The 24,468-nt window shown below is 39.3% G+C and carries 27 protein-coding genes, 1 tRNA gene and 1 other RNA gene; 23 read left to right on the top strand and 6 right to left on the bottom strand.

Annotation, left to right across the window (positions count from 1 at the left end; translation table 11 throughout):
* Positions 1–153 precede the first annotated feature (153 nt).
* The 8 genes from mdh to FCU45_RS04490 all read left to right on the top strand — a co-directional run bounded on the left by mdh (position 154) and on the right by FCU45_RS04490 (position 7,701).
* Complete coding sequence (gene mdh, locus FCU45_RS04525) at positions 154–1,110, top strand: malate dehydrogenase (protein WP_137012726.1); 957 nt, start codon at positions 154–156, stop codon at positions 1,108–1,110.
* A 2-nt stretch (positions 1,111–1,112) separates the two neighbouring features.
* Positions 1,113–2,504, top strand: coding sequence for a class II fumarate hydratase (gene fumC / locus FCU45_RS04520; RefSeq protein WP_188109197.1), 1,392 nt, complete (start codon positions 1,113–1,115; stop codon positions 2,502–2,504).
* Positions 2,505–2,555: 51 nt separating this feature from the next.
* Positions 2,556–3,731 carry an ADP-forming succinate--CoA ligase subunit beta gene (gene sucC, locus FCU45_RS04515; protein WP_137012722.1) on the top strand — a complete coding sequence of 392 codons (1,176 nt, stop codon included), beginning with the start codon at positions 2,556–2,558 and terminating at the stop codon, positions 3,729–3,731.
* A 14-nt stretch (positions 3,732–3,745) separates the two neighbouring features.
* Complete coding sequence (gene sucD / locus FCU45_RS04510) at positions 3,746–4,618, top strand: succinate--CoA ligase subunit alpha (protein WP_137012720.1); 873 nt, start codon at positions 3,746–3,748, stop codon at positions 4,616–4,618.
* A gap of 187 nt (positions 4,619–4,805) precedes the next feature.
* Entirely contained in the window at positions 4,806–5,141 is a 336-nt protein-coding gene (locus FCU45_RS04505) for a 4Fe-4S binding protein (protein WP_137012718.1), read from the top strand.
* Positions 5,141–6,274 (top strand): 2-oxoglutarate synthase subunit alpha, encoded by a 1,134-nt coding sequence (locus FCU45_RS04500; protein WP_137012717.1) that lies wholly within the window; start codon positions 5,141–5,143, stop codon positions 6,272–6,274. The genes FCU45_RS04505 and FCU45_RS04500 overlap by 1 nt, the downstream gene beginning before the upstream one ends.
* 1 nt (position 6,275) lies before the next feature.
* Positions 6,276–7,133: a 2-oxoglutarate ferredoxin oxidoreductase subunit beta gene (locus tag FCU45_RS04495; RefSeq protein ID WP_137012716.1), complete on the top strand. Its 858-nt coding sequence runs from the start codon at positions 6,276–6,278 to the stop codon at positions 7,131–7,133.
* A gap of 10 nt (positions 7,134–7,143) precedes the next feature.
* Positions 7,144–7,701 carry a 2-oxoglutarate:acceptor oxidoreductase subunit OorC gene (locus tag FCU45_RS04490; protein ID WP_137012714.1) on the top strand — a complete coding sequence of 186 codons (558 nt, stop codon included), beginning with the start codon at positions 7,144–7,146 and terminating at the stop codon, positions 7,699–7,701.
* A gap of 108 nt (positions 7,702–7,809) precedes the next feature.
* Here the strand turns inward: FCU45_RS04490 and FCU45_RS04485 are convergent, their stop codons facing one another.
* A complete protein-coding gene (locus FCU45_RS04485; protein WP_137012712.1) occupies positions 7,810–8,427 on the bottom strand; it encodes a TetR/AcrR family transcriptional regulator in 618 nt (205 codons plus the stop codon).
* A gap of 177 nt (positions 8,428–8,604) precedes the next feature.
* On the opposite strand from FCU45_RS04485, the gene rnpB reads away from it, so the two are divergent.
* The 4 genes from rnpB to FCU45_RS04465 all read left to right on the top strand — a co-directional run bounded on the left by rnpB (position 8,605) and on the right by FCU45_RS04465 (position 10,164).
* Positions 8,605–8,956: RNase P RNA component class A (gene rnpB / locus FCU45_RS04480), an RNA gene on the top strand.
* Positions 8,957–9,132: 176 nt separating this feature from the next.
* Entirely contained in the window at positions 9,133–9,339 is a 207-nt protein-coding gene (locus FCU45_RS04475) for a hypothetical protein (RefSeq protein ID WP_137012710.1), read from the top strand.
* A 114-nt stretch (positions 9,340–9,453) separates the two neighbouring features.
* Complete coding sequence (locus tag FCU45_RS04470; RefSeq protein ID WP_137012708.1) at positions 9,454–9,999, top strand: response regulator; 546 nt, start codon at positions 9,454–9,456, stop codon at positions 9,997–9,999.
* Between the two features lie 90 nt (positions 10,000–10,089).
* Positions 10,090–10,164: transfer RNA gene (locus tag FCU45_RS04465), tRNA-Glu, on the top strand.
* A gap of 23 nt (positions 10,165–10,187) precedes the next feature.
* Here the strand turns inward: FCU45_RS04465 and FCU45_RS04460 are convergent.
* A complete protein-coding gene (locus FCU45_RS04460) occupies positions 10,188–12,437 on the bottom strand; it encodes a glutamine--tRNA ligase/YqeY domain fusion protein (protein ID WP_137012706.1) in 2,250 nt (749 codons plus the stop codon).
* Between the two features lie 108 nt (positions 12,438–12,545).
* Between FCU45_RS04460 and gltX the strand changes: the two genes are divergently transcribed.
* Both gltX and FCU45_RS04450 read left to right on the top strand, forming a co-directional pair.
* Positions 12,546–13,820: a glutamate--tRNA ligase gene (gene gltX / locus FCU45_RS04455; protein ID WP_137012704.1), complete on the top strand. Its 1,275-nt coding sequence runs from the start codon at positions 12,546–12,548 to the stop codon at positions 13,818–13,820.
* Positions 13,817–14,101, top strand: a complete 285-nt coding sequence (locus FCU45_RS04450; protein ID WP_137012702.1) for a YggT family protein — start codon at positions 13,817–13,819, stop codon at positions 14,099–14,101. Before gltX ends, FCU45_RS04450 begins: the two co-directional genes overlap by 4 nt.
* A 15-nt stretch (positions 14,102–14,116) precedes the next feature.
* Here the strand turns inward: FCU45_RS04450 and FCU45_RS04445 are convergent, their stop codons facing one another.
* The gene (locus FCU45_RS04445; RefSeq protein ID WP_137012700.1) at positions 14,117–14,611 is read right to left on the bottom strand and encodes a hypothetical protein; all 495 of its coding nucleotides are present in this window, start codon (positions 14,609–14,611) and stop codon (positions 14,117–14,119) included.
* Between the two features lie 96 nt (positions 14,612–14,707).
* Here FCU45_RS04445 and mobB point away from each other — a divergent pair, with 96 nt between their 5' ends.
* From mobB to FCU45_RS04420, 5 genes are read left to right on the top strand one after another with little or no spacing between them, the layout of a single operon-like run.
* Complete coding sequence (mobB, locus tag FCU45_RS04440) at positions 14,708–15,211, top strand: molybdopterin-guanine dinucleotide biosynthesis protein B (protein WP_137012698.1); 504 nt, start codon at positions 14,708–14,710, stop codon at positions 15,209–15,211.
* 5 nt (positions 15,212–15,216) lie between these two features.
* Entirely contained in the window at positions 15,217–16,056 is an 840-nt protein-coding gene (locus FCU45_RS04435) for a class 1 fructose-bisphosphatase (protein WP_137012696.1), read from the top strand.
* Positions 16,043–16,249 (top strand): hypothetical protein, encoded by a 207-nt coding sequence (locus FCU45_RS04430; protein WP_137012694.1) that lies wholly within the window; start codon positions 16,043–16,045, stop codon positions 16,247–16,249. Before FCU45_RS04435 ends, FCU45_RS04430 begins: the two co-directional genes overlap by 14 nt.
* Positions 16,250–16,259: 10 nt before the next feature.
* Positions 16,260–18,194 carry a methionine--tRNA ligase gene (metG, locus tag FCU45_RS04425; protein ID WP_137012692.1) on the top strand — a complete coding sequence of 645 codons (1,935 nt, stop codon included), beginning with the start codon at positions 16,260–16,262 and terminating at the stop codon, positions 18,192–18,194.
* The gene (locus FCU45_RS04420; RefSeq protein ID WP_137012690.1) at positions 18,191–19,186 is read left to right on the top strand and encodes a hypothetical protein; all 996 of its coding nucleotides are present in this window, start codon (positions 18,191–18,193) and stop codon (positions 19,184–19,186) included. Before metG ends, FCU45_RS04420 begins: the two co-directional genes overlap by 4 nt.
* 10 nt (positions 19,187–19,196) lie before the next feature.
* Here the strand turns inward: FCU45_RS04420 and FCU45_RS04415 are convergent, their stop codons facing one another.
* The gene (locus FCU45_RS04415) at positions 19,197–19,865 is read right to left on the bottom strand and encodes a hypothetical protein (protein WP_137012688.1); all 669 of its coding nucleotides are present in this window, start codon (positions 19,863–19,865) and stop codon (positions 19,197–19,199) included.
* 151 nt (positions 19,866–20,016) lie between these two features.
* On the opposite strand from FCU45_RS04415, the gene FCU45_RS04410 reads away from it, so the two are divergent.
* Positions 20,017–21,150, top strand: coding sequence for a TRAP transporter substrate-binding protein (locus FCU45_RS04410; protein WP_137012686.1), 1,134 nt, complete (start codon positions 20,017–20,019; stop codon positions 21,148–21,150).
* Complete coding sequence (locus FCU45_RS04405; RefSeq protein WP_137012684.1) at positions 21,140–22,444, top strand: putative glycoside hydrolase; 1,305 nt, start codon at positions 21,140–21,142, stop codon at positions 22,442–22,444. Before FCU45_RS04410 ends, FCU45_RS04405 begins: the two co-directional genes overlap by 11 nt.
* On the opposite strand, the gene FCU45_RS04400 is transcribed toward FCU45_RS04405, so the two are convergent.
* Together FCU45_RS04400 and queC are read right to left on the bottom strand one after the other, a co-directional pair.
* Positions 22,377–23,042 (bottom strand): M48 family metallopeptidase, encoded by a 666-nt coding sequence (locus FCU45_RS04400; RefSeq protein WP_246032243.1) that lies wholly within the window; start codon positions 23,040–23,042, stop codon positions 22,377–22,379. The genes FCU45_RS04405 and FCU45_RS04400 overlap by 68 nt on opposite strands.
* Positions 23,029–23,703, bottom strand: a complete 675-nt coding sequence (queC, locus tag FCU45_RS04395; RefSeq protein ID WP_137012682.1) for a 7-cyano-7-deazaguanine synthase QueC — start codon at positions 23,701–23,703, stop codon at positions 23,029–23,031. The genes FCU45_RS04400 and queC overlap by 14 nt, the downstream gene beginning before the upstream one ends.
* A gap of 86 nt (positions 23,704–23,789) precedes the next feature.
* Here queC and FCU45_RS04390 point away from each other — a divergent pair, with 86 nt between their 5' ends.
* Positions 23,790–23,969, top strand: coding sequence for a putative motility protein (locus tag FCU45_RS04390; protein WP_137012680.1), 180 nt, complete (start codon positions 23,790–23,792; stop codon positions 23,967–23,969).
* A gap of 78 nt (positions 23,970–24,047) precedes the next feature.
* Positions 24,048–24,467, top strand: coding sequence for an rRNA maturation RNase YbeY (ybeY, locus tag FCU45_RS04385; RefSeq protein WP_137012678.1), 420 nt, complete (start codon positions 24,048–24,050; stop codon positions 24,465–24,467).
* The last annotated feature ends 1 nt before the right edge of the window (position 24,468 follow it).

The following is a 24,468-nucleotide window of genomic DNA, read 5'->3' as shown; positions in this document are numbered from 1 at the left end:
ATAATATGCGGAGGCTTCTACCTTTTATATTTTTCTTTTTTAGTGAAACTTTTTTGGTTTTATTTAAAAGGCAAAAAGTCTTTATATGATAATTTAAAGATACATAAAAAGTATTTGACTAAAATATCGGAATAATTTACTCAAGGAGTGTGTATGAATCAAGGAAAAAGAGTAGGGATAGTAGGCGCTGGAAATGTCGGCGCAACAGTAGCTTACTCTTTAGCAATGCTTGGTTCTTGTCATGAAATAATTCTTCGTGACAACAAGATTGATGTTGCTAAAGGAAAAGCGCTTGATATGAGTCAAGCTGCTGCAGCTGTAAGAAGTCACACTATTGTGACAGTGGCTGAGGATATGTCTGATTTAACTAACTGCGATGTTGTCGTAGTGACAGCAGGAAGCCCTAGGCTTCCGGGTATGAGCCGTGATGACTTGCTTATGATAAATGCGAATATTACAAAAGAGGTTATTCAGGGGATCGCTAAATACTCTCCTGATGCGATAGTTATAATGGTCTCAAATCCTCTTGACGCTATGACTTATGTAGCACTTAGAGAGAGCGGCTTTGAGAGAAGTCGTGTTATAGGTATGGCTGGTATATTAGACAGCGCAAGAATGGCAAGCTTTATTCAGGAAAAACTTGGATACGGCGGAGGACAGATTCGTGCGTCAGTAATGGGCGGTCACGGTGATGATATGGTTCCTCTTCCTAGATACTCTACCGTAGCAGGCGTTCCTCTTGCAGACCTTTTGACATCTGCAGAGATCGAAGAGATAGTGACTCGCACCCGTAACGGCGGTGCAGAGATAGTAAGTCATCTCAAAACCGGTTCTGCATATTATGCGCCTGCAAAATCTACTACAATAATGGTTGAAGCTATTTTAAAAGATACAAAACAGATTCACCCGTGTGCGGTCTATTTAGAGGGTGAATACGGTTACTCGGACGTAGTCTCAGGTGTTCCGGTAATGATCGGAGCAAACGGAGCAGAGAAGATCATCGAGATAACTCTTGATGATTCAGAGAAAGCTATGTTTAAAAACTCATGTGACTCTGTTAAGTCCCTGATCGATACACTAAATAAAAATAATTTTTTTAAAGGAGAATAAATTTGAGCACTCGTATTGAAAAAGACACAATGGGCGAAATAAATGTCCCAAAAGATGCTTATTGGGCAGCACAGACTCAAAGATCGATAGAGAACTTTGCTATCGGTGAAGAGACAATGCCGTATGAGATAACAAGAGCATTTTCATACCTAAAAAAGGCCGTAGCGCTTGTTAACAGAGATCTCGGTAAATTGGATTCAAAAAAAGCTGACGCAATAGCTCAGGCAGCAGATGATATGCTCTCAGGAAAACTTGACGGAAACTATCCTCTTGTAGTTTGGCAGACAGGTTCAGGTACACAATCAAATATGAACAACAATGAGGTTCTCGCAAGCCGTGCTACAGAGATACTTGGCGGCGATTTTAGAGTAGAGAAGCTTGTTCATCCAAACGATGATGTAAACAAGTCTCAAAGCTCAAACGACACATACCCGACAGCGCTCCATATAGCATCTGTTATTGCGGTAGAGACTCGTGTTCTTCCTGCAATTGCAAAACTCAAAGCTACACTAGTTGAAAAGTCTGCAAAGTTTGACTCGATTGTAAAGATCGGTCGTACGCACCTTCAAGATGCAACGCCTTTAACTCTTGGACAGGAGATTAGCGGTTGGGTCGAGATGCTCAACAAGTGTGAAAAGATGGCAAAAGACTCGCTTGAGGCAGTTCGTGAACTGGCACTTGGCGGAACAGCTGTCGGAACAGGGCTTAATGCTCATCCTGAGCTTGGAGAGAGAGTGGCAAAGAAAGTGAGCGAACTTACAGGACACAGTTTTGTAACTGCTCCTAACAAGTTTCACGCACTTACTTCTCATGATGCGCTTGTATACTCTCACGGTGCGCTTAAAGCTCTTGCGGCTGATATGATGAAGATAGCTAACGATGTAAGATGGTTGGCTTCTGGTCCAAGATGCGGAATAGGGGAGATCACTATCCCTGAAAATGAGCCTGGCTCTTCAATTATGCCTGGAAAAGTAAACCCTACGCAGAGCGAAGCAGTAACAATGGTTGCATGTCAGGTTATGGGAAATGATGCGGCTATCGGTTTTGCGGCAAGCCAAGGAAACTTCCAGCTTAACGTTTTCAAACCTGTGATCGCTTACAACTTCTTGCAGTCATGCCGTCTATTGGCAGACTCTATCGTATCGTTTAACGATAACTGTGCTGTAGGTATCGAACCTGTAGAAGATAAAATAGATTTCTATCTTAACAACTCACTTATGCTTGTAACTGCTCTTAACCCTTATATAGGTTATGAAAATGCGGCGAAAATAGCTAAGACTGCGCATAAAAACAATTCGACTCTAAAAGAGACTGCTATAGAGCTTGGTCTACTTAGTGCCGAAGAGTTTGACAAATATGTCGTACCTCAAGATATGATAGCACCAAAAGCTTAAAAGGCTTTCTTTAGAAAAGCTTAGAAAAATTAATTTAAAGAAGGAGATTAGATGAATATACATGAGTATCAGGCAAAACAGATTTTTGCTAAATATGGTGTTCCTACACCAAAGGGTTTAATGGCAGAGAGCGTAAAGCAGGCTGTTATTAATGCAGAAGAGCTTGGCGGACCTATCTGGGTTGTAAAAGCTCAGATACACGCAGGCGGCCGTGGATTAGGGGGCGGTGTAAAACTTGCTAAAAGCATAGATGAAGTTAAGGCTCTAGCAGAAGAGATCCTTGGAATGACTCTTGTGACTCACCAAACAGGACCTGAGGGCAAGTTAGTTCAAAAACTCTACATCGAAGACGGTGCAGATATTAAAGATGAGTTATATCTTGGTGTTGTTCTTGACCGCGCAAAAGAGATGCCTGTAATAATGGCTTCAACAGAGGGCGGTATGGCAATTGAAGATGTTGCACACGATACTCCTGAGAAGATCATCAAAGTTGCTGTTGATCCTGCCATAGGTTTTCAAGGTTTTCACGGGCGTGAGCTAGTGTTTGGTCTTGGTATCACTGATCCTGCAGAGCAGAAAAAGTTTATAAGCTTTGCTTCAAAACTCTATAAGCTCTATATGGAAAACGATGCAGAGATGATTGAGATCAATCCACTTGTAAAGACAGGCAGCGGAGACTTCTTAGCACTTGACGGAAAGATGGGATTTGATGACTCTGCACTTGGGCGTCATCCAGATATCGAAGCTATGAGAGATATTACCGAAGAGGATCCTGATGAGCGTGAAGCAGGTAAATATGGACTGAGCTATGTATCTCTTGACGGTGAGATCGGTTGTATGGTAAACGGAGCAGGTCTTGCGATGGGTACTATGGATACGATCAACTATATGGGCGGAACTCCTGCAAACTTCCTTGATGTCGGCGGTTCTGCAAACGCTGAGACCGTTGCAAAAGGTTTTGAGATCATTCTTAAGAACCCAAATGTAAAAGCTATATTTGTTAACATCTTCGGCGGGATCGTTAGATGTGACCGTATTGCGAACGGTATTTTGGAAGCTACAAAACTTACAGATGTTCATGTTCCTGTTATTGTTAGACTTGACGGTACAAATGCACTTGAGGCTGCAGAAATTCTTAAAAATGCAAATATTTCAAATGTAATAGCTGCAACAGATTTAGCTGATGGTGCCGCAAAAGCAGTAGCAGCTGCAAAACAAGCTAAGTAAGAAGGGGTATCTATATGAGTATATTAGTAAATAAAGAGACAAAAGTAATCGTTCAAGGTTTTACAGGAAAAGAGGGGTCTTTTCATGCTGAGCAGTGTTTGGCATACGGTACAAAGATCGTAGGTGGTGTTACTCCAAATAAGGGTGGTCAAGAGCATTTAGGAAAACCTGTTTTCAATACAGTTAAAGAGGCTGTATCATCTACAGGTGCTACTGTTTCAATGATTTTCGTACCGCCTGCTTTTGTTGCAGATGCTGTAATGGAAGCTGCAGATGCAGGAATTGAACTTGCCGTTGTTATTACAGAGGGTGCTCCTGTTCGTGACATGCAAGCTGCAAAAGCTTACGCTACAAAACACGGTATGAAGACAATTGGGCCAAACTGTCCTGGAATTATAACTGCAGAAGAGTGTAAGATCGGTATTATGCCGGGTATGATATTCAAAAAGGGCAATATCGGTCTTATCTCAAAGTCTGGAACGCTTACTTATGAGGGCGCAAACCAAGTTGTAAAAGAGGGTTTTGGAATCTCTACGGCAGTCGGTATCGGTGGAGACCCTATCATCGGTCTTTCATACAAGCAGCTTCTTGCTATGTTTGAAGCAGACCCAGAAACACATGCGATCGTTATGATCGGTGAGATCGGTGGAGATCTTGAGATTCAAGCAGCTGCATTTATCAAAGAGAATATCAAAAAACCTGTTGTAGCGTTTATCGCAGGACAGACTGCTCCAAAAGGTAAAAGAATGGGTCACGCAGGTGCAATCGTTTCAGGCGGAGCAGGTACTGCGGCTGAAAAGATGGCTGCATTAGAGGCGGCAGGCGTTAAGGTTGTTGTTTCTCCGGCTGACATCGGAAAAGCGGTTGCAGAGGTGCTTTCTAAATAATATTATCTCTTAGTGCGAGCTTCATTCAGTAACATTTCGGTTACAAAGAAGCGCTATTAGCACAATTTTAGAGCTATATTAATTAAAGTAGGTTAACCTAATCTGTAAAAATAAGTAACAGTTCAAAAGTGTGGCGTAGAGATACTTCACATATTGCACTGCACTTCAAAACAAAAGAGGAGAATAAATGGGAACTTTTAGAACTGAAAACCCTGGCAATCAGCCTGTTTGGGTAAACACAAACAACTGCAAAGCTTGCGACATTTGTGTTTCTGTATGCCCTGCGGGCGTTCTTGGAATGGTGTATGAGCCTACATCTACTCTAGGTGCTATGATATCTATCCAGCATCCAGAGTCATGTATAGGGTGTAATGAGTGCGAATTAACTTGTCCTGACTTTGCTATATATGTAGCGGAGAAAAAAGAGTATAAATTTGCAAAACTTACTGATGAGGCAAAAGAGCGTCAAGTAGCTATTGTTGCAAATAATTATATGTCGCTAGATCAAAAAGGAGTTAAGTAATGGCAAAAAGAGAAGTTATTTCAAGCGGAAATGAACTGTCTGCATTAGCTGCAAAAGATGCTGGATGTAGATTTTTTGGAGGTTATCCGATTACTCCGTCAAGCGAAGTAATGCATGAGATGTCAGACTTAATGCCGGAAGTCGGCGGTGTCTGTATTCAAATGGAAGATGAGATCGCAGGTGTAGCAGCTGCAATCGGTGCTGGTATGGCCGGTGTTAGAACTATGACCGCAACATCAGGTCCTGGTATATCGCTAAAAGCTGAGAATCTTGGACTTGCTCAAATGGCAGAAGTTCCTTTAGTTGTTGTAAACGTTATGCGTGGCGGTCCATCAACTGGTCTTCCTACTCGTGTTTCACAAGGTGACGTTGCTCAGGCAAAAAACCCTTCTCACGGTGACTATAAGTCTATCACTCTTTGTGCAGGTTCACTTGCAGAGTGTTATACAGAGACGGTAAGAGCATTTAACTTAGCAGATAGATTTATGCAGCCTGTATTTGTTTTACTAGATGAGACACTTGGACACATGCACGGTAAAGCTGTTCTTCCTACTGAAGAAGAAGTTGCAGCCGGAATCGTTCCTAGAAAAACTTTTGACGGTCCTGCAGAGGAGTATTTCCCGTATGAGTGCGAGCATGATCAGCCGGCAGTTCTAAACCCGATGTTTAAAGGATACCGCTACCACTTTACCGGTCTTCACCACGATAAGAAGGGTTTCCCTACTGAAGAGATAGAGACTTGTAGAAAGCTTATCCAAAGACTTGAAGATAAAGTTGAGCTTCATAAAGATGAGATCGAACTATATGAAGAGTTTCATACTGATGATGCAGAGATACTAATAGTTGCTTACGGTTCAGTTTCCCTTGCGGCAAAAGAGGCGATCAGACACTTAAGAGAAGAGGGCATTAAAGCAGGTCTATTCAGACCTATTACACTTTGGCCAAGCCCGGCAGAGAAGATGAGAGAGCTTGCAGCTAGAATCCCAAAAGTTCTATGCGTTGAGCTAAATATAGGGCAATACAGAGACGAAGTTCAACGTGCTACAGGTAGACTTGATATTGATGGTCTATTTAAAGTAAACGGAAGACCGATCTCTCCTTATGAAATAGTAAATAAAGTAAAGGAGCTCTAAGATGGCATTTAATTATGAGAATTATTTAAGATTAGAGAAAGTACCGACTCTATGGTGTTGGGGTTGTGGTGACGGAGTTATTTTAAAAGCTTTTATTAGAGCTGTTGATAAACTTGGAATAAGTAAAGACGATGTTTGTGTAGTTTCTGGTATTGGATGTTCGGGAAGATTTTCTTCTTACGTAGATTTTAATACTGTTCATACAACTCACGGTAGAACGGTTGCTTTTGCAACAGGTATAAAATTAATGAATCCTGACAAGCATGTTATCTGTGTTGCAGGAGACGGAGATGCACTTGCAATTGGTGGTAACCATACCATTCACGGATGTAGAAGAAATATAGATATAACAATGATAGTTATCAATAACTTCATTTACGGTCTTACAAACTCTCAAACAAGTCCTACTACTCCTCAGGGTATGTGGACTGTGTCTCAAAAAGCGGGTAATATCGACCCTACTTTTAATGCTACTGATCTAGCAATTGCTGCTGGAGCATCTTTTGTAGCTAGAGAGAGTATGATCGACCCTAAAAAACTTGAGAAAATTTTTGTTAAAGCGCTTGAGCACAGAGGTTTTGCATTTTTAGATGTACTCTCAAACTGCCATATCAACCTTGGAAGAAAAAACAAGATGGCTTCAGCAATGGAGAACTTGACTTGGATAGACAACATTACGGTATCTAAGAAAAAATATGACTCTATGAGTGAAGAAGAGAGAAAAAATCTTCTACCTACAGGCATTCTTAAAGAGGATACAGAGGTTAGAGAGTATTGTGATATGTACGCAGAGATACAAAAAGTTCATCAAGGTAAGAGAAAAACACTTACTCAAGATGACTTTGAGAAAAAGATATAAGGAGAGCGCAATGGCTAGAACATTAATGAGATTTACCGGTGTCGGTGGGCAGGGCGTTCTTCTTGCAGGTGAGATCTTTGCTGCGGCAAAGATCACGACTGGCGGACATGGACTTAAAACTGCGACATATACGTCGCAGGTTCGTGGCGGACCAACAGTTGTTGATATCACACTAGATGATGATGAGATATATTATCCGTATGCAAATGATGGCGAAATTAACTTTATGCTTTCGGTTGCACAGGTAAGCTATGATCAATTTAAAAAAGGTGTTCAAGAGGGTGGAACTATAGTTGTAGATCCAAACCTTGTTAAGCCTAGTGATGAAGACAGAAAAAAATGGAATATAGTAGAGATTCCAATTATTACTATTGCAAAAGAAGAAGTAGGTAACGTTATTACTCAATCAGTAGTAGCACTTGCAATTGCAAATACAATGCAGAATGCTATTGACAAGCAAGTTCTTATAGATACTATGCTTTCAAAAGTTCCTGCAAAAGTTCATGATGTAAATAAAGTAGCATACACTCTTGGTGAAAAATATGCACTAGAGGCTATGGCAAAGTAGTCTAAACTTTACAAATAGTTTTGGCAGCCTTTTATGGGGCTGCTTTTTTTAAATATATCTATAATATTAATTAGTATCAACAAGAGCATATTTTGATATTAAGAAATATCATACTCTTATACTCTCCCAAAAGAACTCAACATGCTTTTCAAACTGCGTAGATAGAGCAGTTGTCGGCGTATTATCAAACCTCAGAAGCGTTATCTGCAGTCTAATATAGAATAGGGTGGATACAAATTCATACGCAACCATTATAGGATCAGCAGAACGTACTAACGAGTGCTGCATCATGATAAAAAATGCCTCTGAGAGCATTTTAATGTTCTCATTGTGAAACTCATTCATAAACTGCTCTCTGAGCTCTCTGTTTTGAAACAGCTCTATCATTAAAAGCCTAAACATATTCTCGTTGTTCTTATCAAAAGTAAGAAGCTTGTACTGCATGGCAAATTTCTGTAAAAATGCTTTTCCTCTTAGCGCAGACTCTTTTATATCTGTTTTATCATCAGAGAAGGGGGTGGTAAATATCTCTTTGGCAACACATAGAAAGATCTCCTCTTTGTTTTTAAAGTGATTGTACAAAGCACTCTCTCTTATGCCCACTTCTGAAGCTATTTTTCGCACACTTGTGGCTTTAAAACCATGCTCTGAGAAGAGGGCTGATGAAGCTTTTAGTATCTTCTGTTTTGTATTTGATTTCTTTGGAATAGTCCTGTTTTCTGGCATTTTGTAACCTTTTTCCTGTATATGAACAGTTGTTAATTTAAATAAAATTATATATGAACAGTTGTTAATATATCCTTAGAGTAAATGAACGCTTGTTCATATCTTGAAATATAAAAGTGAACAAATGTTCATACGATATAAAAACCTACTTTAAAGCAATGTTTTTATATAATTTTGCAGGTACAACAGATAGTTACTTGAAATATTTCAAGAGGAAAGTCCGAGCTGCTATAAGAGAGTGTTCCATTTAACCAATGGCCGTAGCAATACGAGGGAAAGTGCAACAGAGAGTAGACTGCCGCATTATGCGGTAAAGGTGAAAGGGTGGTGTAAGAGACCACCAGTCTCTATAGCAATATAGAGAGCTTGTAAACCCAACATGGCAGCAAGAAACAGATGGTCAGCCTCTTATGTAGGGATTTGCGCTCTGCGTAGATCTCTTTGCTACTGTTTCGCTAGAGTTACTATGCAAATAGTAAAGTAGATTAATACTATCAAAACAAAACTCGGCTTATGTTGTGCCTAATTACCGCCTCATACTTTTTAATATTAGGGTTCAAATGCTCCAAATAGAGCAAAATTATTTTCAAGAGAATTTACATTATGTTAACCAAAGTAATATTGTTAATATAATCAAGAGCACAGAATCATTTTTATACACTTCCATATACTATAATACAAAAAACTACAAATAAGAGAACATATATGAGCAGAAAAGATAAGTTAATACAAGATATTCAAAACCTACTTAACAGCTATGAGGGGGTTCATAAAACTTCAATTAATCCTAATTTACTAGAATTTATGGATGAGGATACACTTGTCAACATCATAGATTCTCTTTTAAAACAAAAAGAGTTCTCAAAAGAGTCTGACTTGGAGTGGCTTGAGAAGTTTAAAAAATATGATTAACAGCACCCTACTTTGTGCTTTTTAGTTATGTTTTAATCCAATTTAATGATTAACTGTTTGATTTGTTACCCAAATATCTGCTATAATTCCGCATATTAAAATGAAGGATTTTGTATGTCTAATGTAGATTTGGTTCAATTAACGGAAGAGACAAAAAAGCTAACTGCAATGGTTGTAGAAGATGAAAAAGTTGCCAATGAGCTTCTTAGCTCTACTTTTAAAAACTTTTTCTCTGATGTAAAGTCGTGCTTTAACGGAAAAGAGGCTCTTGAAGCTTACTCAAAATTAGCTCCTGATATCGTTTTTGTAGATATTATAATGGCAGAGATGGACGGAATTGAGCTTTCACGTAAAATTCGTGAAATAGATCCTAACCAGATCATTATCGTTATTTCGGCTAGTAACGACATTGAGAAGATATCTGAATCTATTGAAGTGGGTGTAAATAGCTTTATACAAAAACCTATAGATACTAAAAAGATAATCGAGCTCTTATCAAGCGTTGTATCTATGATAAATAAAAAGAAGAAGATCGAGACTAAAACATTCTCTATCTCACTTCCGTTAGATTTGTACGAAATCGTAAACGAAAATGCAAAAGCTGAGAGCATCTCTAAAAATGCTGTTATCATAAGAGCTTTGCGCAATTTTTACGAGTAAATAACTTTTATTTGCTGAGTTGTGTATATTTTATATTTTATTAAGAAATAAATCTATATAATTTCGGCTCAGCAAATAAGACTGATAAGTGGCCCCGTCGTCTAGCGGTCAGGATCCATGGTTTTCATCCATGTTACAGGAGTTCGATTCTCCTCGGGGTCACCACTTCATTAACTAAAAAACAATCATTATTTTAACTTCTGTGCAACAAGTTCATTTACCACTTTTGGGTTTGCTTTCCCACCCGTAGCTTTTAGAACCTGTCCTACAAAAAAACCAAGCAGATTAGTGTTCCCTGCTCTAAACTTTTCTACATTGTCAGGATTTTTTGCGATTATATCATCGATAATAGGCTCAATTACGGCAGTATCACTTATCTGTACAAGTCCTTTTGCTTCAACTATTCTCTTTGGGTCTTCCCCGCTTTTAGCCATCTCTTCAAAAACCTCTTTAGCTATTTTATTTGAGATGGTGCCATCATCTAGCATTTGCACAAGTTTAGCTACGTCAGATGCATTAAATTGAAGCTCATGCACTTCTTTTTCTTTTAACTCTCTTGCAACCTCATTTGCTACTAGGTTTGCGATAGTTACAGGTGAGTTGTTGGCTGATAATACTTCAGCATAAAAAGAAGATAGTTTTTCATCCCTAGCTAAAATGTCCGCAACCATACTGTTTAGTTTAAGTGTAGTCGTGTATTTGTTAAATAGAGCTTGCTCACTCTCACTCATAGGCTCTGTTTCACCGTCGATCTGTACTTTTTTAACCTGGGATTTAGATTCACTTCTAGGTGTCTCTTTCTTTTTGGCATAAGAGTCTTTGAGACCTACTATTTTGTTAAATACAGGGTTTGCGTCCGTATAGTCTATTGGATCAGCATAAAAGTACCCTTCTCTTTCAAACTGAAATCGCACATCCGGCTTCTCTGCTACAACCGCAGGCTCAATAAGCGCATCTTTTATAATTTTAAGAGAATCAGGATTGAGATCATCTAGTCCATCAGGATTTTCACATGAATAGAGCCTGTCATAGAGTCTTACCTCCACTTTTTTAGCAGATGTGGCATCTACCCATTGGATGGCACTTTTGACTTTTATACCGCTTGTGTCAGATCCGCTTTTAGACTCTGGATTATACTCGGCAATGATCTCAGTTATATTGCCTCTCTCATCTTTTTTAACCTCTTTGCATGTAATGATATAAGCATGCTTAAGACGTACAGGCTGATCAGGCGTAAGACGGAAATAGCCTTTTGGAGGGTTTTGTGAGAAGTCTTCACGCTCAATATATATCTCTTTTGAGAAAGGTATCTTTCTTGATCCTTCTTTAGGAACGTCATCCGGGTAGTATGAGGCGTCAAGTTCTTCGCTGCCCACGAAGTTCTCTATAGTTACTTTTAAAGGGTCAAGAACACACATAACGCGCGGCACTTTTGTGTTGAGATCATCTCTGATACAAAACTCTAATTGTGCTACATCCACGGTTGAGTTTGCTTTTGCTATACCTATTGTGTCACAAAAATTGAGTATTGACTCAGGTGTATATCCGCGTCTTCTAAGCCCTGCAATAGTAGGTAGACGTGGATCATCCCAACCGTTTACATAGTTCTTCTCAACAAGTTCTAAAAGCTTTCTTTTGCTCATAACGGTATAGTTGATACCAAGACGTGCAAACTCATGCTGATAAGGGCGCGGAGGCTCTAAGCCTAGTGTGTCGATAACCCAGTCATAGATATCACGGTTGTTCTCAAACTCTAGCGTACAGATAGAGTGGGTCACACCCTCGATGTAATCAGAGAGACAGTGTCCAAAGTCATACATAGGATAAATTGCCCACTTATCCCCTGCTCTATAGTGATGTGCATGACGTATACGGTATAAAAGTGGGTCACGCATTTTCATATTTGCCGCAGACATATCGATCTTCGCGCGCAGAACATGTTCGCCATCTTTAAACTCGCCGTTTTTCATTCTCTCTAAAAGGTCTAAATTCTCTTCTGCGCTTCTATGGGCATATTTGCTTCTTTTTCCCGCTTCTGTTACTGTACCACGGTACTCACGCATAGTCTCTTCATCTAAGCTGTCAACATAAGCTTTACCCATCTTGACAAGTTCAATTGCCCACGCATAAAGTTTGTCGAAATAATCAGATGTATAACGTACATCACCCTTCCACTCAAAGCCTAGCCACTCAACGGCATCTTTAAGAGCTTCGACATACTTAGTATCTTCTGTAGTAGGGTTTGTGTCGTCCATTCTAAGGTTACAATGCCCATTGTAATCGCGTGCAATACCGAAGTTTATTGCGATAGATTTAGCGTGTCCAATATGAGGAAAGCCGTTTGGCTCCGGAGGAAATCTTGTAATAATATTTTTGTATTTGCCTGTTTTTAGGTCTTTTTCAACTATTGTACGTAAAAAATCTTTGTGTTCACTCATTATCTGCCAAACCTTTTCATTTAAAACTTTTATTAAGTGTATTCTATCAAATCCGAGCTTTAGCTAAAACTTGATAGAATTCCAAAATTACATTATGCAGGAATAGAAATGCTAAGATTTACATCCAGCCCTACTCGCGATATTCACATTGGTGATTTAAGAATTGCCCTGTTTAACTATATTGTCTCTAAGCAGAGAGGTGAAGATTTGATCGTTCGCATAGAAGATATGGATAAAGAGAGAAACATAGAGAAAAAAGATGAAGAGACACTTGGTATTTTGGAACTTTTCGGCATTGGTTACTCTCATGTAGTCCACCAAAGCCAAAATTTTCGTTTTCATGCAGCGATGGCTCTGCAGCTTTTGCACGAGGCTAAGGCGTTTAACTGTTTTTGCTCACCCGAGTGGCTTGAAAAAAAGAGAGAAGAAGCCAAAAATAACAAAGAGGCATACAGATATGATGATGCATGCGCTTCTTTGCCTGCAGAACTTGTCATTGACAATGAAAATCCGTTTACTGTGAGAATAAAAAAGTCGCAAGAACCGATAACCATAAAAGACCATATCAAAGGTGAGATAACTTTCAAGCCTCAAGATATGGAGAGTTTCATCATAATGAACGAAAATAAGATACCCACTTATAACTTTGCTTGCGGTATTGATGATATGTTGAGTGATATATCTTTAATCATCCGTGATGAGGAGCACCTAAGCGATGCACCCAAAGAGGATACGATCCGAACATCGCTTGGCTATGAAAAGAAGATCGAATATGCGCATCTGCCTGCCATAGTAGGTGAGAATGCTGATTTAAGCGTTAAATGGCTTCTTGAAGAGGGTTATCTGCCCTCAGCCATTGCAAATTATCTTATATTGATCGGGAATAAGCCACCAAAAGAGATCTTTAATTTAGAAGACGCCATAGAGTGGTTTGATCTCAAAAATATATCAAAATCTTCTGAGTGTTTTGATATTGAGATATTAAGAGATATAAACAAAGAGCATCTAAGAGCTCTAGATACAAAGGAGCTCTCTAGATATGTCGGTTTTGCAGATGCCGATATTGGCGAACTGGCACGCGTATATCTTGAGGAAGCCTCAACTACAAAAGAGTTAAAATCAAAAATAGGTGCCATTTTTGCAAAAAAAGAGCTACCTATAGAGTTTGCAGAGGACGCAAAAACAGTCTCAGAGGCTGTTGAAGGCGCACCCTACTTTGAAGAGTATGAGGATTTTAAAAACCATATTATGAAAGAGTCGCAACTTGAGGGTGAAAATTTTTCTAAACCTCTAAGAATTATTTTAACAGGAGCCGAAGATGGTCCTGATATTGCTTTGGTATATAAATATATAAAAAATTACATAGGTGAGATAGCAAAATGAGTATTTTAATAGATATAGTTCAAGGTCTTGGAGCGATAGCCCTTACCCTTATAAATATATATATGTGGGTCGTTATCATAACGGCGCTGCTGAGTTTTGTAAACCCTGACCCGTTTAATCCGATTGTTCAGTTTCTATATAGAGTAACTAACCCTGCTTACTCTTTGGTCAGAAGATATATAAGAACAAATTTTAATGGATTAGACTTGGCACCATTGGTAATAATAATAGGATTGCAGGTGATGAGTGTCCTGCTTGGCTCTCTTCTGCGTGCTCTTTAAAGAGCGCTCTCTGTCCTACTCTTTCTTATACTTTATAACTGCTGCTACTGAGTTTGAATCCTCAAAATCTTCAACTATAAGCTCTATTGTCTCTGATGGATTAAAAGCGACCAGATAGTATTGGTTCCACTCGTTTTTAGTATCTACCAGATGAGAGAATCTGTTCTCTGTAGCAAGCCTCTCGACTTTTATAGGAAGCTCAGAGTTTAGTTTTAGTTTCATATCTGACTCTGATGGCTCTTTTGGATCATAAAGCTTCTTTGGCTCTTTTGTAAATATAAAGATGTAGAAGTACCCATGCCCATTAAACGATTTCGGATAGACCTCGTTTAGATATATAACAGAGATCGTACCTTTTACTTCTGCGTTTTTTGAGACTATTTTTGAGCTCTGAAGGCTAGAAGCGCTTAGTTTTTGAGACTGATCCATATCAAACCCAAAAAAAGCATCTTTGCTCGAACAGCCGCTAAAAATCGTTAAAAAAGTTAAAATAGTCAAAAAAGTTTTCATTCAAATTCCTCTAAATAATCGCAGAATTATATCTTATTAAACAAGCTTTTAACGACTATTTTGTATAATCACCTAAATTTTCACAAAGTAATAAGATTGAAAAAAAGATTAGCGGTTGCATTTACCGGTCCGTCAAACAGCGGAAAAACGACACTTATTTTAAAAGTTGCCAGAAAACTTATTCACGACTTTAAAAAAGAGGTTGCTATTATTAAGCATGACCCAAAAGATAAAGCTCGTTTTGATGTTGAAGGAAAAGACAGCTACAAGTTCTCAGACACGGGTGCAGAGGTCATTGTGACATCTCCAAACCGCACGACATACTTTTCACATAGACGCAAAGAGCTTGATGAGATGATAAGGCTCTTTAACGACTTTGACATCTTGCTGGTAGAAGGGCTAAAAAATCTCCCTCTTCCTAGAATAAGTGTGTTTAGAGATGAGCTAGACAGTGACTATTTCCCTTATATGGACGCTTTGGCGACTGACGGAAGTATAAACTTGAGTGATTATGAACTACCAAAAAATGTAGATATTCTAGATATAAACAACTGCGAAGATGTAATATCTTGGATACTTAAAAACGCGAAGGAAGTGTAATATAGATGACTGATATATTTAGTGCCATACAAAGAACGGCAATTAGAATTAAAGATGCGATAGATACGAAAGATATCGGTTATTCACAGCAGGAGAACAGCTCCGGAGAGACTCAGCTTCAACTCGATATAAAGTGCGATATGATCATTGAGGAGGAGTTCTCAAATGTAGCTTCTATCCATACTATCGCAAGTGAAGAGAAAGAAAAAGAGCTCACTCTTCACGAAGATGGCAGATATTTTATTGCCTACGATCCGCTTGACGGCTCATCATTGATAGATGTAAACCTGAGTGTGGGCTCGATTTTCGGCATCTATGAGAACGGTTTTGGGGCGCAAAATATGGTCGCTTCGTGCTATGTCGTTTTCGGACCGCGCGTAGAGATGGTTTTTGCTCACAACAAGACAAAACTTCATCTGCTTCAGGGCAAAGAGTTTGAGTTTGTAAAAGAGATCCGCCTTAATGAAAAAGGAAAGCTAAACGCACCTGGCGGAACACAGCAGAACTGGAAGCCTTACCATAAAGAGCTTGTAGACAGTTTCTTTGCAGAGGGTTATCGTCTGAGATACTCTGGCGGTATGGTGCCTGATTTGCATCAGATCCTTCTAAAGGGTGGTGGACTCTTTAGCTACCCTGGAACTTCCGACAAGCCCGATGGCAAGCTTCGCAAGCTTTTTGAGGTATTTCCTTTTGCGTTTATATTTAAAACAGCCGGCGGCGAGGCGATTGATGGTAAAAAAGATCTGATGGAGCTTGGGCATGCGCATATACATGACACATCTCCATGCTTTTTCGGTTCTAAATATGAGATACAAAGAGTAAAAGAAGTCTATGCAGACAACTAATGCGATAGAGATGGACAAATTTGAGCTTTATCTTGATGAGATGATAGAGAAGCTGCAGAAGTGTCAAAATGAGAGACAACGCTCAAGCTGCAGCAGCTGTGAACTTTATCTGGAGTGTGAGCTTAGAAGCGACTATGTAAAAGCGGTTTACAACAGTATGTCAAAAGGCGATACTGGCGGATTTGAATTTTAAGGAGAAAAAATTGAGTAAATATATAACAACCCCTATCTATTACGTAAACGGCGAGGCGCACATTGGACATGCCTATACAACTTTCATAGCAGACTCTATGGCTAGATATGAGAAGCTAAAAGGTGAAGATACCTACTTTTTAACCGGTACTGATGAGCATGGTCAAAAGATAGAGGAGTCTGCTCAAAAAAACGATAAGCCGACTCAGCAGTTCGCCGATGAGATAAGTGCAGGCTTTAAAAATCTCTGGGATGACTTTGAGATAAGCTACGATAAATTTATCCGCACAACCGATGAAGAGCATAAAATAGGCGTTCAAAAAGCTTTTGAAGTTATGTATAACAAGGGTGATATTTACAAAGATTTTTACGAGGGACACTACTGTGTAAGCTGTGAGACCTTTTTTACCGAGACTCAGCTGGTTGACGGAGAGTTCTGCCCTGACTGCGGAAGAAGCACAAATATAATCAAAGAGGAGAGCTACTTTTTCAGACTCTCAAAATACGAGGACGCGCTTCTAAAGCACTATGCGGACAATCCTGATTTTATTATGCCGCGTTCACGTGCAAACGAGGTTATAAACTTCGTAAAAGGCGGTCTTCGTGACCTCTCCGTGACAAGAACATCTTTTACATGGGGTGTAAAGATGCCTGAGTCGATCAAAGATGACAAGCATGTGATGTATGTTTGGCTTGATGCTCTTTTAAACTATATAACCGCGCTTGGTTACGGGAAAGATGAGGCAAATATGCATTATTGGCCGGCTTCCGTTCAGTTTGTAGGAAAAGATATTCTCCGCTTTCATGCAATATATTGGCCTGCATTTTTAATGAGCTTAGACCTCCCTCTTCCGCAGCATATCGGTGCACATGGATGGTGGACGAGAGACGGCGAGAAGATGAGCAAGTCAAAGGGCAACGTGGTCTCTCCTAGAGAAGTTGCAGATGCTTACGGTGTTGAGAACTTAAGATACTTTATGCTTAGAGAGGTCCCTTTTGGACAGGACGGAGACTTCTCCCAAAGAGCATTTATTGATAGAATAAACTCTGAACTTAGCAATGATCTTGGTAACCTTCTCAACCGTATTATAGGGATGAGCGGCAAATATTCGGACTTCGAGATAGACAGCGTGGATGTTTTAAAGTACCACACAAAAGAGATAGATGCGATGAATACGGTCTTAGACTCTCTGGATGCTTATATGGAGAACCTGCAGACACACAGATATCTTGAGGAGCTTTGGAAGCTATTTTCTATCGGAAATAAAGCTATAGAAGAGCACGCTCCATGGGTTAAGATGAAAGAGGGCAAAAGAGATGAGGCGCTTGCTACGGTTGCTCTTGTTGCAAATATTTTGGCAAAAGCCTCTATTATGCTCTCTCCCGTTATGCCAAAAACTACAAGCACTATCGCTGATGCTCTAAGTTTTAGTATCGATCATGCAGGCTACAGAGAGCTTATTGAGGATAAGAAACTATTGAAATTATTTAATATTAAACCTGTTCCTCCTCTATTTCCTCGTGTTGAAGAGCCTTTAATGGCGGAAGCTCCTCTGGCTCATCCAAATGTCAGCGAAGAGAGTTCAAAAACCGAAGATAATAGCAAAAAAGAGGAAGACAATCTTATTGAGATAGGACAATTTTTTGAGACATCTCTTAAAGTCGGAGTAGTCGTAGAAGCTGAGGAGGTTCCAAAGAGTAAAAAACTTCTAAAGCTTCAAGTCGATCTTGGTGAAGAGAGACCAAGACAGGTCGTTGCAGGCATTAGAGAGTTTTACACGCCTGAATCTCTGCTAAATACACAGGTTTGCGTTGTAGCAAACCTAAAACCTGCAAAACTTATGGGTATGATCTCTGAGGGAATGCTTCTTGCTGCTAAGGATGAAGAGGGTCTATGTTTAGTCAGACCTGAAAAACCTAAAAAAGCAGGCACGCCTATTGGATGAGACTTGAAAATTTTCTAGCACTTACGCAAGCTGCTCTTCTTAATGAACCATGCATATACAGCTTTGAAAATATTGTTTTTGAAGCTTCAAAAGTAAAGAGGGGTGACCTCTTTTTCGCTTTTGAGTATGATGACATCCCTTTGGCTGTACAAAACGGCGCTTACGGAGTCGTGTTTGAAAAAACAACCGATATAATAGATCCTGAAATCGCATGGATAAGAGTCGATTCTCTTGATGCGGCTCTGAAAAAACTGCTTCGATTTAAGATGATCGAAAAAGAGGTTGTAGCTTATGAGTGCAATGAGATCGTACTAAAGCTTTCAATGCAGGTGATTACAGAGACAAATTTTCTGCCGATCAAGGGTGATCTGAGATCACTTTTTAAGAGTCTGTGGGATATACAGAGCAGATGCATCGTGCTGTTCTGCCCTGCTCTAACGGATTCTGCGATATTTACCACAGTAAAAACAATGCCAAAGAGACCTTTTGCTCCCATAGAGATAATGGAGCAGACCCTTTTTGAGACATCCTTTATATATGATGACATATTTTATGAGAGACAGCTGATCTCTCCTTTTTTCATCTCCTACTTAGAGGAGCTGCTCTATTTTTTTAAAACGGCAAAGATAAACTATAAGCTTAAAAAATTCACTCCAATAGAGCATTTTGAAGCTGTCTTTACAAACAAAAAGCTTGAGGTTAAAAATTTCGGAACGAGTGATAAAGTACTTATTTTTGAACCAAATGTCAGCCTGATAGATTCACAGATACTTTTTTTAAAGCGTCACGCTTCATGGGCAAATATTATCTTTATAGTTCCGTCTCACTCCAAAGAAGAGAGAAGCGAAAATATTTTTACCTATAAAAATGAGAAAGATATTATAAACATACTAAAGAGCAACAGTTTTCATTTTGCTCTAGTTGCCGGTGTCGATAAATCCATACTAAACAAGCCGCTTACCAAGCAGACTCAGCTTATAATGGATTTTTAACCTCCCAGCTCTAATTATTGATAGCTTTTAGAGCTTGAAGCTTCATAACTGCAGTGTTGACCTCTCCCGCATATTTTACTTCTGTAGTCGGCATCATTACACCCTCTTGTTTCTCATAGTCTTTGTAAAGTGTTACAAACTCCATGCTTTTAGCACCAAAAGATAGCTTTCCTACTACCTTCTCAATTAAATACTCTCTTTTTGAGACAAAATATTTTGTCTCAAGCTCTCCCTCTTTAAGTGTTAATATATAATTTGCATCGTCGCTGCCAAGTTCTATATTTTCCGCTCTGTTTTTAAGCACCAAAGGATTATAAAGACGCATTAACTGTAGTTTCATCGCATCAAGCATTGGACCTTTCGCTACTACTTTTTTATCGCCAAACTCTTTTACCCCATAGCCATTAATCAGAGTCCTTGTCTCTTTTTTATCAGGATATGTAAGTTCAGTACTTAGCGAGCTTGGGAGCGATACTCTTCTGTGGTCACTCCCATTACTGCTGCCTGCTTTTGCTTCAATAAGCCAAACCTGCTCATAACTGTTCATTTTTATAATATTCTTCTCTCCGCCATATACATCTATCATCTTATTTAGTATCTCATCTGAAACGCTCTCTTTCGCACTTAAAGATGTAAGTAGCAGAAGTGTTGCTAGAGCTGATTTAATAGGGTTTATCATTGTTGTTATTTCCTTTTTTATACACAAACATGTGATTTTTTCGAATTATACTAAAAAGAGTATTATGTTTCTGTTCACACTTTGTGCTAGATAAATTTTTGGTACAATATGCAACTTAGATTAAACTACAAATATTAAGGCAAAATCAATTATGAATCGTAGAGATTTTTTAACAGCGGCTACCGTTTCTACAGGCGTAATAGCGCTTAGCGGATGTAATGAGAGCAACAGAGAAGCTATAGACTACTCTAAACATCCGGATGCAAAAGAGAGCGGTGAAAAAAGAGTAAATATAAACAAAAATAAAAAAACTACTATCAAACTTGCAACAAGCTGGCCGGCGCACTTTCCTATTATGGGTGTGGGCGTAGAGAGAATGGCAACAAGGCTCAATGATATCAGCGGCGGCTCTTTAGATGTCAAGATATACCCTAAAAATGTTCTTATACCTGACTTGGCGGTATTTGACGCTTGTTCTAGCGGTCAGATAGATGCTTTTCACTCTGGACCCTACTACTGGAAGGGAAAAAACAGCGCTTTTTCACTCTACAGCGGCATCCCTTTTGGCTTTACGGCAGAGGAGATAAACTCATGGATGCTTTTTGGCGGCGGAATGGAGCTTTGGAGAGAGCAGTATGCAAGATACAATCTTCACCCGTTTATGGGTGGAAACACCAATATCCAGATGGGCGGATGGTTTAGAAAAGAGATAAATTCACTCGCAGATATGCAGGGTCTTAAGATGAGAATTCCGGGACTTGGCGGAGAGGTCTTTTCAAAAATGGGAGTAAACTCGGTTCTGCTTCCAGCAGGTGAGATATACACCTCTTTGGAGCGTGGAGTAATAGATGCGACTGAATGGGTCGGGCCTGCACTCGACATCAAAATGGGCTTTTATAAAGTTGCTCCTTACTACTACTCAGGATGGCATGAACCGGGCTCAATTTTAGAACTTACGTTTAACAAACAGTTTTATGCTAAACTATCTTATGAGCAGCAGTCTATGATAGAGGTCGCTGCGAGCGAGATGAACTCAAATATGGCTTATGAGTTTCACAGCCAGAACATCAAGGCGCTTAAAAAACTAAAAGAGCTTGATATCTCCATCCATCAATTTCCAAGGGATGTTGTAGATGAGGGCAAAAGAGCTCTAAAAGAGGTTATAGCGGAGCTTGGTGAGAAAAACAGTGATTTTAAAAGAGTCTACGACTCTATAGAGAGCTATTTAGAGCTTTCACGTGAGTGGAGTGACGCAAGTTTGAGGTATTTTTTAAATGAGAGATAAGAATAGAAACACTGTTTTAAGAAAACTACTACTCTCTTTTTTTATGTTTGAGGCTCTTTTATGGGGCTCATTTAGTGGAGTAGTTATCGATAAGACAACATCTAAACCAGTAGCAAATGCGACAATAAACGACTCCTATATCAGTGTAAAAAGTGATGAGAACGGAACTTTTGCGATTCACAGCGCAGAAGATAAAATCTTTGTAAAAGCATACGGGTACAGACCATACACTCTCTCAAAAGAGACAAACAGCACTGTACTAGCACTTGAACCGATCACGGTAAAAGCACTCTATCTAAGCTTCTGGCGAGCAAGCAACAACTCTCCTAGACTCAAAGAGATCTTAGAGATTATAGAGAAAACAGAGATAAACTCTATCGTCGTAGATGTCAAGAGCGAGTATGGTTCGACCTCATATAAGACCTCTTTTGAAAAAGCAAACGTTTATGGCGCGCATAATGATAGAACAAACAGAGACATAGAGCAGTTTATGAAGCTGATGAAGTCTAAAAACATATACACTATTGCTAGGATAGTGACATTTAAAGATGAGCTTCAAGCTTCAAATAATCCTGAGTATGCCATCAAAAAGAGTGATGGAACTCTCTGGAGAAATCACGATGAGATGGCATGGGTCGATCCTTTTGATAAAAGAGCTCATGAGTATACGGTCTCAATTGCCGAAGATGCTGCTAGAGTAGGTTTTGATGAGATAAACTTTGACTATATCCGCTTTCCTGCAAAAGATGGGCTTAGTTTTTCAAAAGAGAGCACGCAAGAGAGTCGTGTTGAAGCAATTAGCGAATTTTTAAAACTGGCGCAAAACAGACTCAGAAAATATGGTGTTTTTATCTCCGTGGACACTTACGGAAATATCTGTTGGGAAGATTATGATATGGGTATAGGGCAGATGATAGAGCCGCTCTCCAAATATGCGGACTATATAGCTCCTATGCTCTACCCTTCGGGATTTGCAAAAGGCTCGTTCGGGCTTGAAAATCCATCAGAGCATCCGCATGCGGTTATCTACAGAAGCCTGAAAAACATAGAGGATCAAATAGAGTCAAAAAGGCTCAGACCTTGGTTGCAATCTTTTAAAGATTATGCTCACAGAAAAATTGAGTATAACTACTTTGAAATAAACGAGCAGATAAGAGCAGCAGCTGATACAAACACTAGCGGATGGATGTTGTGGTCACCTTCAAGCAGATATGAGCTTAGCTATTTTAGAGCCAAAGAGAGAGACGTTTTAACTCTTGATTCAATACGCGAGAATTCGGAGTATATAGACTAACCAGATCATGAAATTTTTTGGAGTGGTTCATATGCACCAGATGAGCCAACTCATGAACAACTACAAAATCAATAAGCCTTTTGTCTATCTTTATAAGCTCTGTGTTGAAGGTTATAACTCTCTTTGAGCTGCAGCTTCCCCATCTACTTCTCATCTTTCTAAACTTAAGAGTGCTGTACTCAAGTCCCATCTCTTTTGAGTAGTGCTCTGCTCTTTGCGTTATATAGCTCTTTGCGTATGAGCTGTAATATCTGTCGTAACACCTAATCACACTCTTTGTATTTGATATATCTATTTTACACAGGCTCTCTCTGAGTTCAAGTGCATCATAGCAGTCAATGCTAAGAACTTCCCCAAACAGAAGTATCTCATCTTGAAGATTGAATGTTTGTGGCGGGTTCTCTTCCGCTACTTTTAACTGCTTTCTTATCCAGCTCTCTTTTTTTAAAAGAAGGTTCTCTATATATGTGCCCGATACTTTTGGGGTTTTAAGCGTAATAGCGCCGTTTTTTTTTACGCTGATATAGCTATTTTTTAGACTTGGTTTGCAGAGATGCAGTATCTCCAGATCGTTAAATCGTATTTTATCGGTACTCAATCGGGTCTTCTGCTCCGGCTTCTTCAAAGCCTCTTAATCTTAAGCGACAGCTGTCACAGACTCCGCATGCCTTATCTTCGCTCTTGTAACAGCTCCAAGTAAGATGAAGCGCAGCTTCAAGCTCTAATGCTTGTTTGACTATCTGAGATTTTTTCAGATGTACCAGAGGCATTTCGATCACAATATTTGTCTCATCTTTTGTGCCTAGATTAATGCTTTGCTGCATACTCTCTATAAAAGATTCTCTGCAGTCAGGATAGCCGCTGCTATCCTCCTCTACTACGCCTATTGCTATTGCCTCAGCACCCTCTTTTTCGGCTATTGCCGCTGCCATACTTAAAAATATGCCGTTTCTAAAAGGCACGTATGTTACAGGTATGCCCTCTTCAAGTCCGCCCGTTGGAACATCTATGTTTGTATCAGTAAGAGCCGAAGCACCGATCTGGGCAAAAAAGTCCAGATCCAAAACATATCTGTTTGAGACTTTTAACTCGTCGCATATTGCATGAAAGCATTCAAGCTCTTTTTTTTGCGTTCTTTGCTCATAATTAAAGTGAAGAGCTACTATCTCATAGCCCCTTTTTTTCATCATATAAGCACTAAGTGTAGAATCCATACCTCCGCTCATAATGCAGAGCGCTATTTTCTTTTTTGTTATCATAAAAAGATTTTAACATAATATTTTAATCTCCATTGAAAGAAATAACCAATATAATAAAAAAATATATACGAATAAAAGGGGACATTATGGATGTTTCATCTTCAGGAGCAACGGCTCCATCTTCGACACATATCGAAGTTATGAAAAAAGCTATGGATACACAAGAACAGCAAGTTTTAAAAATACTAGAGAGTTCTAATGAGCAGTCTCAAAAGGCAGCGGCTCAAAAAAATGGTTTGGGTATTAACCTAAATATTACCGCTTAACCACTTTCACGCAAAAGATGGGTAGATTTTACTTCCCCTCTTGCAAAATCTTCCTTCTTATTTGATATAATCACGCCCATGATTGAACTAGATAACAGAACCACATTAAATATTGATACAAAAACAATAGAGGCTATAGCAGACTCTTTGACAAACAAAGAGATAGAGCTTATTATCACCGACTCAAAAGAGATGAGAGAGATAAATAAAGAGCATCGAAATATAGACAAAGACACGGACGTACTTAGTTTTCCGTATCAAGAGATGCCCCTAAGCCCGCTTGGAAGCATTGTCGTCTCATCATCTTATCTTGAGAAGAACTCAAAAGAGTTCGGACATAGCATAAACGATGAACTTGCACTTCTTTTTATTCATGGAATGCTGCATCTTCTAGGGTATGACCATGAGACAGACAACGGTGAGATGCGAGTAAAAGAGGCAGAGCTTATTGAGAAATTTGATCTGCCAAAAAGTTTAATTATTAGAACAGAAGGATAAA

This window comes from Sulfurimonas crateris (assembly GCF_005217605.1).
Classification (GTDB): domain Bacteria; phylum Campylobacterota; class Campylobacteria; order Campylobacterales; family Sulfurimonadaceae; genus Sulfurimonas; species Sulfurimonas crateris.
Note: the sequence above shows the minus strand (reverse complement) of the source record. Positions and strands in the feature narration are given on the sequence as shown.

What these genes read in the sequence shown, in the direction of transcription:
- mdh (WP_137012726.1), top strand. Translation starts at nt 154, where the DNA reads ATGAATCAAGGAAAAAGAGTAGGGATAGTAGGCGCTGGAAATGTCGGC.
- sucC (WP_137012722.1), top strand. Translation starts at nt 2,556, where the DNA reads ATGAATATACATGAGTATCAGGCAAAACAGATTTTTGCTAAATATGGT.
- sucD (WP_137012720.1), top strand. Translation starts at nt 3,746, where the DNA reads ATGAGTATATTAGTAAATAAAGAGACAAAAGTAATCGTTCAAGGTTTT.
- FCU45_RS04505 (WP_137012718.1), top strand. Translation starts at nt 4,806, where the DNA reads ATGGGAACTTTTAGAACTGAAAACCCTGGCAATCAGCCTGTTTGGGTA.
- FCU45_RS04500 (WP_137012717.1), top strand. Translation starts at nt 5,141, where the DNA reads ATGGCAAAAAGAGAAGTTATTTCAAGCGGAAATGAACTGTCTGCATTA.
- FCU45_RS04495 (WP_137012716.1), top strand. Translation starts at nt 6,276, where the DNA reads ATGGCATTTAATTATGAGAATTATTTAAGATTAGAGAAAGTACCGACT.
- FCU45_RS04490 (WP_137012714.1), top strand. Translation starts at nt 7,144, where the DNA reads ATGGCTAGAACATTAATGAGATTTACCGGTGTCGGTGGGCAGGGCGTT.
- FCU45_RS04485 (WP_137012712.1), bottom strand. Translation starts at nt 8,427, where the DNA reads ATGCCAGAAAACAGGACTATTCCAAAGAAATCAAATACAAAACAGAAG.
- FCU45_RS04475 (WP_137012710.1), top strand. Translation starts at nt 9,133, where the DNA reads ATGAGCAGAAAAGATAAGTTAATACAAGATATTCAAAACCTACTTAAC.
- FCU45_RS04470 (WP_137012708.1), top strand. Translation starts at nt 9,454, where the DNA reads ATGTCTAATGTAGATTTGGTTCAATTAACGGAAGAGACAAAAAAGCTA.
- FCU45_RS04460 (WP_137012706.1), bottom strand. Translation starts at nt 12,437, where the DNA reads ATGAGTGAACACAAAGATTTTTTACGTACAATAGTTGAAAAAGACCTA.
- gltX (WP_137012704.1), top strand. Translation starts at nt 12,546, where the DNA reads ATGCTAAGATTTACATCCAGCCCTACTCGCGATATTCACATTGGTGAT.
- FCU45_RS04450 (WP_137012702.1), top strand. Translation starts at nt 13,817, where the DNA reads ATGAGTATTTTAATAGATATAGTTCAAGGTCTTGGAGCGATAGCCCTT.
- FCU45_RS04445 (WP_137012700.1), bottom strand. Translation starts at nt 14,611, where the DNA reads ATGAAAACTTTTTTGACTATTTTAACTTTTTTAACGATTTTTAGCGGC.
- FCU45_RS04435 (WP_137012696.1), top strand. Translation starts at nt 15,217, where the DNA reads ATGACTGATATATTTAGTGCCATACAAAGAACGGCAATTAGAATTAAA.
- FCU45_RS04430 (WP_137012694.1), top strand. Translation starts at nt 16,043, where the DNA reads ATGCAGACAACTAATGCGATAGAGATGGACAAATTTGAGCTTTATCTT.
- FCU45_RS04420 (WP_137012690.1), top strand. Translation starts at nt 18,191, where the DNA reads ATGAGACTTGAAAATTTTCTAGCACTTACGCAAGCTGCTCTTCTTAAT.
- FCU45_RS04415 (WP_137012688.1), bottom strand. Translation starts at nt 19,865, where the DNA reads ATGATAAACCCTATTAAATCAGCTCTAGCAACACTTCTGCTACTTACA.
- FCU45_RS04410 (WP_137012686.1), top strand. Translation starts at nt 20,017, where the DNA reads ATGAATCGTAGAGATTTTTTAACAGCGGCTACCGTTTCTACAGGCGTA.
- FCU45_RS04405 (WP_137012684.1), top strand. Translation starts at nt 21,140, where the DNA reads ATGAGAGATAAGAATAGAAACACTGTTTTAAGAAAACTACTACTCTCT.
- queC (WP_137012682.1), bottom strand. Translation starts at nt 23,703, where the DNA reads ATGATAACAAAAAAGAAAATAGCGCTCTGCATTATGAGCGGAGGTATG.
- FCU45_RS04390 (WP_137012680.1), top strand. Translation starts at nt 23,790, where the DNA reads ATGGATGTTTCATCTTCAGGAGCAACGGCTCCATCTTCGACACATATC.
- ybeY (WP_137012678.1), top strand. Translation starts at nt 24,048, where the DNA reads ATGATTGAACTAGATAACAGAACCACATTAAATATTGATACAAAAACA.